This window comes from Streptomyces sp. NPDC002054 (assembly GCF_040296685.1).
Taxonomy (GTDB): domain Bacteria; phylum Actinomycetota; class Actinomycetes; order Streptomycetales; family Streptomycetaceae; genus Streptomyces.
The window spans coordinates 100149-112403 of the sequence record NZ_JBEOXT010000026.1; the positions used below are offsets into that span (position 1 = coordinate 100149).

A 12255-nucleotide genomic window follows, 5' to 3' on the forward strand; every position below is an offset into this window, starting at 1 on the left:
CGCCAGACTAACCAGTCGGTATGTCGGCACGGAAGGGGCCGCGGGCCTAGCGTGGCGGGATGAGCCTGTCGAGACGCGGACTGCTGGGACTGGCGGGGGCCATGGGGACGACGGGGGCCGTGGGGGCCATGGGGACGGCTGCCGGAACGGCGGCGGAGGCCGCCGGGCGGGTGCGGACCGGCTTCGAGCAGCTGGCGGCGGACGGGTACCGGCTGCTGGCCGGGCTGCGGGTGGGGGTGGTCACCAACCCCACCGGGATCACCGCCGACGCCCGCCACCTGGTCGACGTCCTGCACGCGGACGAGCGCGTCGACCTGGTCGCGGTCTTCGGCCCGGAGCACGGATTCCGGGGCACGGCACAGGCGGGCGGGTCCGAGGGCCGCGCCCAGGACCCGGCGACCGGGCTGCCGGTGTACGACACCTACGGCAAGAGCGGGCAGGCCCTCGCGGACGTGTTCACCGCCGCCGGGGTGGACACCGTCCTCTTCGACATCCAGGACGTCGGGGCCCGCTTCTACACCTATATCTGGACCCTGTACGACTGTATGCGCGCAGCTGCGGCGGCCGGGAAGCCGGTGGTGGTGCTGGACCGGCCGAATCCGATGGGCGGGCGGCGGGCCCTGGGCCCGGTGCTGGAGCGGCCGTACGCGAGCTTCGTCGGGCGGGAGCCGATCGCGCTGGCGCACGGGATGACGGCGGCGGAGCTGGCCCGCCTGTTCAACGGGGAGTTCCTGACCGGGCGGCCGGTCCGGCTGGAGACCGTACGGATGTCCGGGTGGCGGCGCGAGTCCTTCTTCGGGGAGACGGGGCTGCCCTGGGTGCCGCCGAGCCCGAACATGCCGACCCCGGACACGGCGCTCGCCTACGCCGGGACCTGCCTGTTCGAGGGGACCAACCTCTCGGAGGGGCGGGGTACCACCACCCCGTTCGAACTGGTGGGTGCGGAGGGCATCGACCGGCGGTGGGCGGAGGCGGCGAACGCGCTGGAGCTGCCCGGGGTGTGGTTCCGGGAGGCCTGGTTCACCCCCACCTTCTCCAAGTTCGCGGGGCGGACCTGTGGCGGCGTACGGATCCTGGTGCACGACCGGGAGGCCTTCGACCCGGTGCGGGCCGGCATCGGGCTGCTGGTGACGGCGCGGCGGACCTGGAGCGGTTTCGCCTGGCGGTCCGACCATTGGATCGACCGGCTGACCGGTTCGGACCGGGTGCGCCGGCTGGTCGACGCGGGCGCGGGGGTGGAGGAGATCGCGGCGGACTGGGCGGCGGGGCTGGCCCGGTTCTCGGCGGTACGGGAGAGCTACCTGCTGTATCCGTGAGCGGGGGCGCGGCCAGGTGTGCCGGGGGGCTGGCCGGATGCGCGGTACGGCGGGATGCTGGAGCGCACGGGCGGGCGGGCGCGGCGGAGGGGGACCTCATGTCGGATGCGGGACTGGGCGGCGCGGGGCTGGGCGCGGGCCTGGGTGTGGGGCCGTATGCGGAGCTGCGGTTCGATGCCGAGGGGGACGTGGACCCGGCGGGCCGGGCGGCGGTGGCCCGGCTGGACGCGACCGACCTGCTGGTGTTCTCGCACGGCTGGAACAGCGAGCGGTCGACGGCGACGCGGCTGTACGCCCGCTTCTTCGCCCCGTTCCCGGGGCTGGTCCGGCCTGCGGTGCGGTTGGGTTACGTGGGTGTGGTGTGGCCCTCGATCCGTTTCGCGGACGAGCCGATCCCGGACTTCGAACTGCGCGGGCCGGAAGGGCGCGGCGACGCGGCCGAGGAGGCGGGCCTGGATACCGAAACCCGGCGGGCGCTCGGGGAGTTCTGGCCGGGCCACGAGACGGAGCTGGATCGGATCTCCGAACTGCTCGTGCAGCGACCGGAGTCGGCTGCCGATATCGCCGAATTCGGGCTCCTGGTACGGGCTTTGGCGGGTCTTCCGGCGGCCGACGGCATCGGCGGGGCGGAGGAGCCGGTGCCGGCCCTGTTCGGCGGGGATGCCGCGGTCAGCTGCCGCGCGCTCGGCGACGGGCTGGCCGAAGCGGGCCGGGAAGGGCCCGGCGCCCTGTGGGACGGCGGAAAGGAACTGCTGCGGCAGGCCACCTACCACCGGATGAAGAAGCGGGCCGGGGTGGTGGGCGAGCGCGGGCTGGGACCCGTACTGACCGACCTCTCCCGAGGCTGTCCGGACCTGCGGGTGCATCTGATCGGGCACAGCTTCGGGGCCCGGGTGGTGGCCTTCGCCTTGCGGGCGGTGCCGGACGGCTGGGACTTCGTCCGCTCCTTGACTCTGCTTCAGGGAGCCTTCTCCCACTACGCGTTCGCCGAGCGGCTGCCCCACGACCAGGGCCGGTCCGGGGCGCTCGCCGGTCTCCAGCGCAGGGTCCGCGGCCCGGTGGTGTCCTGTTACTCGCAGCACGATTCGGCGCTGAAGGTGTTCTATCCGCTGGCCTCCCGGATGGCGGGGGATTCGGCCGGTTTCGCGGGCTTCGATGCGCGGTGGGGCGCGATGGGCCACGACGGGATCCAGGCGGTGCCGGGTGCGGCCCGCCTGGCCCTGGACGCGGTGCTGCGCGGTGGCATGCCGGAGGCCGGATGTGTGAGCGTGGACGCGGCGGCGGTGGTGCGGCGGGGCGGGGCGCCATCGGGGGCGCACAGTGACATCTGCCATGAGGAGCTGGCCCGGGTGGTGGTCGCGGCGGGCCGGATGGGGCGCTGAGTTCCGGCCATGTGCCACCCGTACGCCTCGACCGCCCCCGCATGCGCCCACATCCCGCCGGGCATGTTGGCCCACGGAGGTGAGACGTGATGGCGGGATTCCGGAGTCTGGCGGTCCAAGTGCGCGATGCGCGCAACGACCGGGCCCTGCGGCGGCATTCGCTGCGCCGCTGCCTGGAGAGATTCGCGCCGTACGGGCACCGGGCGACCTGGTGGCACCTGTGCGACCGGCACGGGATCGCCCCCGAGGACCGGGCGGCCGACCCGCAGCGGCTGGTGGCGGCGCTGGAGGAACTGGAGGAGGCCAGGGCGGTCTGGCTGGAGTACGAACGGCACTTCGCCGAGCGCCGGCGCCGCGAGAAGCACCACGGGCTGCGCCGGCCGGAGTGGGTGTGGTGCGGGGTGGCGGTGGTGCGCTGTGCCGACCCGGGGGTGCGGCCGGACGGGCCGCTGGGCGAGGTGCTGCGGCGGCTGGTGAAGGCGCTGGAGTCGGAGCCGGGGACGGCCTGCCCGGTCTGCGGGGCGCAGGAGCTGCGCTGGGGGGCGCCGCCCGGGATCGCCGGGATCACCGGGGCCGATGCCCGGGGGCCGTGGGGCGGGCCGGTGTGCGCCGGGTGCGGGATCGTCGTACCGCGGCCGGCGCTGGCGGACACGGCGTGAGCCGGGCGTGATGCAGGTTTCGCTGAACGGGTCCCGTACGGCGGCGGACGGCGCGGCCGTGCCGATGTCGCCGGAGGCGCTGGTGGCGGCGGCGGTGGGGGCCGTGGCGGCGGGGGCCGCCGAGATCCTGGTGCACCCGCGGACGCCGTGCGGGCGGGAGAGCCTGTCCCCGCGGGTGGCCGGGCCGCTGCTCGCCGCACTGCGGGCGGCGGTCGCGGTCCCGCTGTCGGTCTGCGCGACCGTTCCGGGCGAACCGGATCCGGTGGGCCGGATCCGTGCCTGGGAGCTCCTCCCGGACCGTGCCACGGTGGACCTCGCGGATCCGGCCGCGGCTGCCGTGGCTGCGGCGCTGGCCGAGCGGGGGGTCTCGGTGGACGGCGTGCTGCGGCCGGGCCCGGGTGCCGGGCCGGCGCCGGCGGTTCCGGTCGCCCGGCTGGTGGTCGAACTGGCCGCGGCCGATCCGGCCCTGCTGCGCGGGCTGAGCCTGCCCGGCGCGGGCCGGACGGTGCTGTACGGGCGCGGGGCGGCGGCCTGGCCGGTGCTCCGGATGGCGGTCGCCCTCGGCCACACCTGCCGGACCGGCATCGGCGACGTCCTCCACCTCCCGAACGGCCTCCCGGCCCGCTCGAACGCGGACCTGGTCTCCGCCGCGGCGCTGGAGAGGGCCTAAAGACGCGAGCCGGTGAGGCGGTCGCCGAATGCGTCGTCCGGGTTGGACAGCACGCAGCTCTCCAGCGAGAGGCAGCCGCACCCGATGCAATCCGTCAGGTGGTCGCGGAGCCGGCCCAACCGCTTGATGCGGGCGTCGAGTTCGGAGCGCCAGGCCTCGGACAGGCGCGCCCAGTCCTCGCGGTTCGGGGTGCGTTCCTCCGGGAGCTGTGCCAAGGCCTCGCGGATCGTGATCAGCGGGATGCCGACCCGCTGGGCGGCGCGGACGAAGGCCACCCGGCGCAGCGCGTCCCGCGAGTAGCGGCGCTGGTTGCCCGAGGTGCGGCGGCTCTTGATGAGTCCCTTGGCCTCGTAGAAGTGGAGCGCGGACACCGCCGCTCCGCTGCGCGCGGACAGCTGGCCGACGGTGAGTTCGTGGACGTTCTCGGGAATCTGCGGCACCCGCCCGAGCCTAGGGGATGTTCGGCGGATCATGGCCGGGCCCGGCCCGCCTGGCACCGCGGCTTGCCGCGTTGTCGTCGGTCGCCGACGCTCCGCGTCGTCTCCCTCCTCCGCCTTGCAATCCACGGCACCAGACGACCCGGGCTATCCGACCCTGATCCGCCGAACACCCCCTAGTCGGCACGCCTCCGGTCCGTTGACAGATACATACCGCCCAACCATGCTGAGCAAGCGCTTGTTCCGATTGGGAGAGGGAGACGCATGGCCGAGCCGAGGATCTTCACGTCCGCCGAGGAGTTGCACGCCGGGACCGGTGCGCTGCTGGGGCCCAGCGACTGGCTGGAGGTCGACCAGAAGCGGATCGACCTCTTCGCGGACGCGACCGGCGATCACCAGTGGATCCACGTCGACCCCGAGCGCGCCGCCTCCGGCCCGTTCGGCTCCACCATCGCGCACGGCTACCTGACCCTGTCGCTGCTGCCCAGCCTGGTACCGCAGATCATGCGGGTCGAGGGCATGCGGATGGGCATCAACTACGGGACGAACAAGGTCCGTTTTCCCTCCCCCGTCCCGGTCGGTTCGCGGCTGCGCGCGACCGCCGTGATCACGGAGGTCACCGAGGCGGGCGGCGGGGTGCAGGTCGCCGCGACCGTCACGGTGGAGCGCGAGGACGGCGACAAGCCGGTGTGCGTGGCGGAGACGGTGTCCCGCTACTACTTCTGAGCCGAGCCCACCATGCGGAGTACGAGGTCGGCGTAGAGCGCGCCGACCTCGTCGGGCGTGCGGTTGCCGGCGGTGTTGAACCAGCGGGCCACGTCGATGCAGAGCGAGAGCACGGCCAGGGTGGTGCCGGGCACGTCGGGGACGTCGAACTCCCCCGCCGCGACCCCGTCGGCGAGGATGCGGCGGACGGCGGCATCGCTCTCCCGGCGCAGTGCCACGATTTCGGAGCGGTGCTCCGTCCCGAGAGCATCGAGCTCGTACTGGACCACCCGTGCGGTGGTGTGGTGCGCGGCGTGCCACCGTACGAAGGACCGTACGGCCGCATCGAGCCGCTCGGCGGCGGTGCCCGGCCCCTGGGCTGCCGTCCGCAGGATCTCCAGCGCCTTGTCGTGGCCGATCCGGCTGATCCGGTGGAGCAGCTCTTCCTTGGTCTTGTAGTGGATGTAGAGGGCGGCCGGGCTCATGCCGGCGCGCTGCGCGATGTCCCGGGTGGTCGTGGCGTGGTAGCCGCGCTCGGCGAAGGCCTCCACCGCCGCGATCAGCAGCCGCCGGGCCGCGTCGGGAGCGACCTCCGACCACGGCACGTATCCGTCGCCGCTGCCGCCGGTCTCCGCCGCGCTGTCCGCGCTGTCCATCGCTCGCTCACCTCTCCGCCGTGTGGAAGTGAACACCCTACCGGAGGGTGAGCAAGCGCTTAGGGCTTCGGGGCCTTCGGGTGGTAGGGGTCGTACTCCGTCATGATCTTCTCCATCCGGGCCTGGTCCACCCGGCTGACGATCTGGTCGGCCTCCTGCCGGTCCCGGATCACCTTGGCGAGGGTGAAGGCGGAGGTGGTCAGGTACAGGACCGCGATCCCCATGAAGGCCCGCACCCAGGGGCCCGTGTCCATGTTGTAGATGCCGACCGCGACCGCACCGAGCGCGATGGCGAAGGACGCGACGGCCTGGCCGTAGTACGCCCCCGTGTTCTGCTGCTTGACCGGTGTCTCGTTCATGGGTCCACCATCGCGGCGGGCCGGTCGGCGCGGCATCCGCTCAGGTACTCAGTCAGGTACTCAAAAGGCCGAAACCCCCGTGCGGGCGCGGCCGATGAGGAGCTTCTGGATCTGGCTGGTGCCCTCATAGAGGGTCATCACGCGGGCGTCGCGCAGCAGCTTGCCGGCCGGGTACTCGTCGATATAGCCGTAACCGCCGTGCACCTGGAGGGAGTTGCTCGCCGCCCGGACGGCGGCCTCGGAGGCGAAGAGCTTCGCCGTGGCCGATTCGGTGGCGAACGGCTGCCCCCGGTCGATGAGATCGGCGACCCGCCAGGTGAGCAGGCGGGCGGCGTCCACGTCCACCGAGATGTCGGCGATCAGCTCCTGCACCAGCTGGTGCTGGGCGATCGGCTTGCCGAACTGCTCGCGCTCGGCGGCGTACGCGACGGCCGCGTCCAGCGCCGCCTGGGCGAGGCCCACACAGCCGGCGGCCACCGACATCCGGCCCTTGGCGAGCGCCGACATGGCCACCGTGAAGCCCTTTCCCTCCAGGCCGAGCAGGGCGGCGGTGGGCACCGTGACGTCCTCCAGGACCAGCTCGGCGGTGGCCTGGCCGCGCAGGCCGAGCTTGCCGTGGATCTCGCGGCGGGTCAGGCCGGGCGTGTCGGTGGGGACGAGGAAGGCGGAGACCCCGCGGTGGCCGGGCTCGGCGGGGTCGGTGCGGGCGAAGAGCAGCACCACATCGGCCCAGGTGCCGTTGGTGATGAACATCTTGCTGCCGTTGAGAACGTATGCATTGCCGGACCGGACGGCGCGGGTGGTGAGGCTGCCGGCATCGGAGCCGCTGCCGGGTTCGGTCAGCCCGAAGCAGCCGAGGGCATCGCCCGCGCAGAGCCGCGGCAGCCACTCGCGCTTCTGCTCCTCACTGCCCCAGGCGGCGATGGTCTTGGCGACCAGACCGAGGGAGACGGAGACGATGCCGCGCACCGCGGAGTCGCCGCGTCCGAGCTCCTCGGTGACCAGAACGTAGGAGAGGTGGTCGCCGCCGGAACCGCCGTACTCCTCGGGCACGGTGAGTCCGAGGAAGCCGACCTCGCCGAGCTTCTTGACGATGGCGCGGTCGACGCTCTCGGCGCGGTCCCAGGCCGCGGCGTACGGGGCGATCTCGCGCTCGGTGAACTCGCGGGCCAGCCGCCGTACGGCGGTCTGCTCCTCGCTCAGCTCCAGATTCATGGCCACCCCTCGCACGGTGCGTTAATTAGCAGCGGTAGTTTTTGGCGGGCACGGCTTACTATGTGGCGCATGGCCAGACCGCGCAAGCCCCTCCTGAACCGGGAACGCATCGTCGAGGCGGCGGGCGTCCTGGTCGACCGGGAAGGGCTGGAGGCGGTGTCGACGCGGCGGCTGGCCGCCGCGCTCGGGGTCAGCGGGCCTTCCCTCTACAACCACTTCCGCACCAAGGACGAGATCCTGGAGGCGGTGGCCGACGCGGTGAGCGCGCGGGTCGATCTGTCGATGTTCGGCGAGGAGGATCCGCGGGACTGGCGGACCGCGCTGCACGACTGGGCGCACTCCTACCGGGACGCCCTGGCCGACCATCCGAACATCGTGCCGGTGCTGGCGCGTGGCCCGGGCCGCCGGCCGTCCGGGCTGCGGGTGGCAGACGCGGTGTTCGGCGCCATGACGGCGGCGGGCTGGCCCCCGGCCCAGGCCACCCGGATCGGCGCGCTGATGCGGTACTTCATCCTGGGATCGGCGGTGGGCTCGTTCGCCCGCGGGTTCGTGGACGACGAGGCGGCCTACGACCCGGCGGACTATCCGCACCCGGGTCAGGCCCATCTGCTGGCCGAGCGGCAGCGGGAGGTCGACGAGGGGGCCTTCGAAGCCGGCCTGACGGCGCTCCTGGACGGGCTGGCACTGCAGTACGAGGCTTTGGCCTGAACCGGGGGTACCGGGGGGCGGGGGCCGGGGGGCCAGACCCCGCCGCCGCAGGCCCGGCCGCCCCGGCCCTCTCCCGTCCTAGAAGACCACCAGTGAGCGGCCACCCTTCCCGGCGAGCATCGCGTCGAACGCGGCCGGGATGCCCTCCAGCCCGATCCGGTCGGTGACCAGCGCGCCGAGGTCGAGGCGGCCGGCCAGGGCGTGTTCGGCGAGCACCGGGAGGTCGCGGGCGGGGTCGCTGTTGCCGTAGACGCAGCCGGTGAGGGTGCGGGCGAAGTGGAAGATCTCCAAGGCGTGGAAGCTCACCTGCTGGTCCTTGCCGCCGATGCCGACGACCGTGGTGCGTCCGCCGCGCCGGGTGGACTCCCAGGCGGTCCGGATGGTGTCGGCGCGGCCCACGCATTCGACGGCCACGTCAGCGCCCTGGCCGCCGGTCAGGGTGCGGATCTCCTTGGCGGTGGCCTCGGAGGCGAGGACGAACTCGGTGGCTCCGGCCGCCCGGGCCAGCTCCTCCTTGGCCGGGGAGACGTCCACCGCGATCACCGGGCCGGCCTGGGCGATCCGCGCCGCCTGGAGCGCGGCGAGGCCGACCCCGCCGGCACCGAAGACCGCCACCGATTCGCCGGGGCGCACCTGGGCGCTGTGGTGGACGGCGCCGTAGCCAGTCAGGACGGCACAGCCGAGCAGGGCGGCCTCGGCCAGCGGGATACCGGCCGGGGCGGGCAGCACGCAGTTGGCCGCGACCACGGTCTCCTCGGCGAAGGCGGCGACGTTGAGGCCGGGGTGCAGCTCGGTGCCCTGGGCGTCGTGGGCGTAGATGTCCCCGACCCCGGCGAGGGCCTTGGCGCAGAGCCAGACCTCGCCGATGGTGCAGTGGTGGCACCGGCCGCAGGAGGGGGCCCAGTTGAGGACCACTCCGTCGCCGGGTGCGACATGGGTGACGCCCTCGCCGACGGCGAGGACGGTGCCGGCGCCCTCGTGACCGAGGACGGCGGGCACCGGCACCCGCATGGTGCCGTTGGTGAGGGAGAGGTCGGAGTGGCAGACCCCGGCAGCGACGAGTTTGACGCGGACCTGCCCGGGACCGGGATCGGGCAGCACGATCTCCCGTATCTCCAGGGGGGCTCCGACGGCGGGCAGTACGGCGGCGCGGACCATGGTGGCTTCTCCGTCGGGGCGGTCAGAACTGCAGGGACTTGGTCTGGAGGTACTCGGCCAGGCCGTGCGGGCCCAGCTCGCGGCCGACGCCCGACTGCTTGTACCCGCCGAAGGGCGCGAGCGGGTTGAACCGGCCGCCGTTGATGTCCACCTGGCCGGTGTCCATACGGCGGGCGAAGGCGACCGCCGTCTCCTCGTCGGCCGCCCACACGGCGCCGCCGAGGCCGTACACGGTGCCGTTGGCGATCCGGAGGGCTTCCTCCTCGTCCTCGTACGGGAGGATCGCGAGGACCGGGCCGAAGATCTCCTCCTGGGCAATGGTCATCTCGGGGGTGACGTCGGCGAAGACGGTGGGCGCGACGAAGTAGCCCTGCTCGTGCGGCGCCTCGGGGCCGCCGGCGACGAGTCGGGCGCCTTCCTCGATGCCCCGGGTGATGTACGCGCGGACGCGGTCCCGCTGCTTCGCGTTGATCACGGGGCCGAGTCGGGTCGCGGAGTCGCCCGGGTCGCCCACGGGGTACCCGGCAACCGCGGCGGCGGCGAGGGCGACCGCCTCCTCGTACTGGTCCCGGTGGACGAGCATCCGGGTGAGCGCGTTGCAGCTCTGGCCGGAGTTGTTCATGACATGGCCGACGCCGGTGGCGACCGCCTTGGCCAGGTCGGCCCCGGGCAGGATGACATTGGCCGATTTGCCACCCAGTTCGAGGGCCACCCGCTTGATCGCGGCACCGGCGGTGGCGCCGACGAGTCGGCCGACGGCGGTCGAGCCGGTGAAGGAGACGAGGTCGACCCCGGGGTGGGCGGCCAGCGCCTGTCCGGCGACCGGGCCGGTGCCGGTCACCAGGTTGAAGACGCCGGCCGGCAGGCCGGCCTCGTCCACCGCCTCGGCGAAGAGCTGCGCGGTCAGCGGGGTGTCCTCGGCGGGCTTGAGGACGACCGTGCAGCCCGCCGCGAGAGCGGGTGCCACCTTGGCAACGATCTGGTGCAGCGGGTAGTTCCAGGGCGTGATGGCCCCGACCACGCCGACCGGTTCGAGCAGCACGGTGGAGTTTCCGATGCGCTCCTCGAAGGCGTGGCCGACGCCCAGTTCGGCGAACGAGGAGGCCACCGCGATGGGGGCTCCGACGTGCACCATCTCCGAGAAGCCGCGCGGGGAGCCGAGCTCGGCGGTGATGAGCTCGGCGAACTCGCCCTTGCGGGCGATCAGCACGTCGCGCAGGGCCGCGATCCGGCCCGCCCGCTCGGCGGGCGGGGTGGCCGCCCAGCCGGGAAAGGCCGCGCGCGCGGCGCGTACCGCCGCGTCGATGTCCTCGGCCGTGCCGGCCGGGACCCCGCCGAGGATCTGTTCGTCCGCCGGGTTGAGGACCTCGATCCGGTCCCGGCCGGCGGCGGGCCGCCATTCCCCGCCGATGTACATGCCGTCGTGGGCCTTCATCGCATTCCTCCCGAGCACCAGCGCATCGAACCTCGCGAACACCCTACAAACCAGCATCGGTGGTTCTCGGCACGCCAGGGTCAGATGATGCCGAAAACGATCCCTGCCGCCAGCACCACGAGGGAGGTGAGGGCGGCCCACTTGACCGTGAAGCGGGTGTGGTCGCCGAACTCCACCTTGGCCATGCCGACGAGTACGTACACGGCGGGGACCAGCGGGCTCGACATGTGCAGGGCCTGACCCACCAGGGAGGCCCGGGCGATCTCCAGCGACGAGACCCCGTGGGCGGCGCCGGCCTCGGCGAGGACCGGCAGGACACCGAAGTAGAAGCCGTCGTTCGACATGAAGTAGGTGAGGGGCAGGCTGAGCAGGCCGGTGACCAGTGCCATGTGTGGGCCCATGCCCTCGGGGACGGCGCCGACCAGCCAGTCGGCCATGTGCTTGACCATGCCGGTGCCGGTGAGGACCCCGGTGAAGACGGCGGCGGCGAAGACCATGCCGGCCACGTTGAGGACGTTGTCGGCGTGGGCGGCGATCCGGGCCTTCTGGTCCGGCATCTTCGGGAAGTTGACGGTGAGCGCGAGGGCGGCGCCCAGCAGGAACAGGACCGGGATGGGCAGCAACTCCATGATCATCGAGGTGAGCAGGAGGAGGGTGAGACCGGCGTTGAACCAGTAGAGGCGGGGACGCAGGGTGGCACGGTGCGGGTCCAGGCCCTGGAACCCCTCGTGCTCCGGGTCGGCGGGTGCCGAATCCCCCGCACCGACGGACCCGGCAGCGGCGGACCCGGCAGCGGCGCCGGACCCGGGGGCGCCTGCCGGGGTACCGGCCGCAACCAGGGTCTCCGCAGGCTCCGCCACGGGCTCCTCTACGGACTCCTGTGCGGGAAGGGCCAGGAGCCCGACCCGGCGGCGCTCGCGCACACCCAGGACATAGGCCAGGACGAACACGAACAGCAGGCCCACGGCCAGGGCCGGGATCATGGGGACGAAGATGTCGGCGGCGTCCAGCTTGAGGGCGGTTGCGGCGCGGGCGGTGGGGCCGCCCCAGGGCAGGGTGTTCATCACGCCGTTGGCGGTTGCGGCCACACCGGTCATCACCACCAGGCTCAGGCCGAGCCGCTTGTAGAGCGGGTACATGGCCGAAACCGTGATCATGAAGGTGGTCGAGCCGTCGCCGTCGAGGGAGACGATGGCGGCCAGCACGGCGGTCCCGACGACGACGCGCATCGGGTCCGCCTTGCAGAAGCGCAGGATGCCCCGGACGATCGGGTCGAAGAGACCGACATCGATCATCACGCCGAAGTAGACGATGGCGAACATCAGCATGGCGGCGGTCGGCGCGAGCTTGCCGACCCCGTCGATGACGTAGTCGCCGAGCTGCGCGCCCTGGCCGGCGATGACGCAGAACAGGGCGGGGACGAGGACGAGTGCCGCGATCGGCGACATCTTTTTCATCATGATCAGGACGAGGAATGTCGCGATCATGGCGAATCCGAGGATGGTCAGCATGGGGGGAAGGTAGGTGCCCCCGACTCGCGTTAACAAGGTGTGAA

13 protein-coding genes are annotated in these 12255 nt (G+C 72.9%); 6 read left to right on the top strand and 7 right to left on the bottom strand.

Annotated features, from left to right (window positions below):
- Positions 1-59: 59 nt before the first annotated feature.
- The 4 genes from ABT123_RS23550 (at position 60) to ABT123_RS23565 (ending at position 4027) form a co-directional block, all read left to right on the top strand.
- On the top strand, positions 60-1316 hold the full coding sequence (locus ABT123_RS23550) for an exo-beta-N-acetylmuramidase NamZ family protein (protein ID WP_351317929.1): 1257 nt from the start codon (positions 60-62) through the stop codon (positions 1314-1316).
- 98 nt (positions 1317-1414) lie between these two features.
- Complete coding sequence (locus ABT123_RS23555; protein ID WP_351317931.1) at positions 1415-2698, top strand: serine-threonine protein kinase; 1284 nt, start codon at positions 1415-1417, stop codon at positions 2696-2698.
- Between the two features lie 89 nt (positions 2699-2787).
- Complete coding sequence (locus ABT123_RS23560; RefSeq protein ID WP_351317933.1) at positions 2788-3357, top strand: hypothetical protein; 570 nt, start codon at positions 2788-2790, stop codon at positions 3355-3357.
- Positions 3358-3367: 10 nt separating this feature from the next.
- Positions 3368-4027 (top strand): 3-keto-5-aminohexanoate cleavage protein, encoded by a 660-nt coding sequence (locus ABT123_RS23565; protein WP_351317936.1) that lies wholly within the window; start codon positions 3368-3370, stop codon positions 4025-4027.
- On the opposite strand, the gene soxR is transcribed toward ABT123_RS23565, so the two are convergent.
- The gene (gene soxR / locus ABT123_RS23570) at positions 4024-4467 is read right to left on the bottom strand and encodes a redox-sensitive transcriptional activator SoxR (RefSeq protein ID WP_351317938.1); all 444 of its coding nucleotides are present in this window, start codon (positions 4465-4467) and stop codon (positions 4024-4026) included. The two genes, ABT123_RS23565 and soxR, sit on opposite strands and share 4 nt — an antisense overlap.
- A gap of 261 nt (positions 4468-4728) precedes the next feature.
- Between soxR and ABT123_RS23575 the strand changes: the two genes are divergently transcribed.
- Positions 4729-5190 (top strand): MaoC family dehydratase, encoded by a 462-nt coding sequence (locus tag ABT123_RS23575; protein ID WP_351317940.1) that lies wholly within the window; start codon positions 4729-4731, stop codon positions 5188-5190.
- On the opposite strand, the gene ABT123_RS23580 is transcribed toward ABT123_RS23575, so the two are convergent.
- The 3 genes from ABT123_RS23580 to ABT123_RS23590 are packed head-to-tail and all read right to left on the bottom strand — an operon-like array spanning position 5181 to position 7399.
- Positions 5181-5825 (bottom strand): TetR/AcrR family transcriptional regulator, encoded by a 645-nt coding sequence (locus tag ABT123_RS23580; RefSeq protein WP_351317941.1) that lies wholly within the window; start codon positions 5823-5825, stop codon positions 5181-5183. The genes ABT123_RS23575 and ABT123_RS23580 overlap by 10 nt on opposite strands.
- 59 nt (positions 5826-5884) lie before the next feature.
- A complete protein-coding gene (locus ABT123_RS23585; RefSeq protein WP_351317943.1) occupies positions 5885-6184 on the bottom strand; it encodes a YiaA/YiaB family inner membrane protein in 300 nt (99 codons plus the stop codon).
- 60 nt (positions 6185-6244) lie between these two features.
- The gene (locus ABT123_RS23590; protein ID WP_351317945.1) at positions 6245-7399 is read right to left on the bottom strand and encodes an acyl-CoA dehydrogenase family protein; all 1155 of its coding nucleotides are present in this window, start codon (positions 7397-7399) and stop codon (positions 6245-6247) included.
- Positions 7400-7468: 69 nt separating this feature from the next.
- On the opposite strand from ABT123_RS23590, the gene ABT123_RS23595 reads away from it, so the two are divergent.
- Positions 7469-8107, top strand: coding sequence for a TetR/AcrR family transcriptional regulator (locus tag ABT123_RS23595; protein ID WP_351317947.1), 639 nt, complete (start codon positions 7469-7471; stop codon positions 8105-8107).
- 78 nt (positions 8108-8185) lie between these two features.
- On the opposite strand, the gene ABT123_RS23600 is transcribed toward ABT123_RS23595, so the two are convergent.
- The 3 genes from ABT123_RS23600 to ABT123_RS23610 all read right to left on the bottom strand — a co-directional run bounded on the left by ABT123_RS23600 (position 8186) and on the right by ABT123_RS23610 (position 12211).
- The gene (locus tag ABT123_RS23600) at positions 8186-9265 is read right to left on the bottom strand and encodes a Zn-dependent alcohol dehydrogenase (protein WP_351317949.1); all 1080 of its coding nucleotides are present in this window, start codon (positions 9263-9265) and stop codon (positions 8186-8188) included.
- A gap of 22 nt (positions 9266-9287) precedes the next feature.
- Positions 9288-10700: an aldehyde dehydrogenase family protein gene (locus tag ABT123_RS23605; protein WP_351317951.1), complete on the bottom strand. Its 1413-nt coding sequence runs from the start codon at positions 10698-10700 to the stop codon at positions 9288-9290.
- A gap of 80 nt (positions 10701-10780) precedes the next feature.
- Positions 10781-12211, bottom strand: a complete 1431-nt coding sequence (locus ABT123_RS23610) for a CitMHS family transporter (RefSeq protein WP_351317953.1) — start codon at positions 12209-12211, stop codon at positions 10781-10783.
- Positions 12212-12255: the final 44 nt, after the last annotated feature.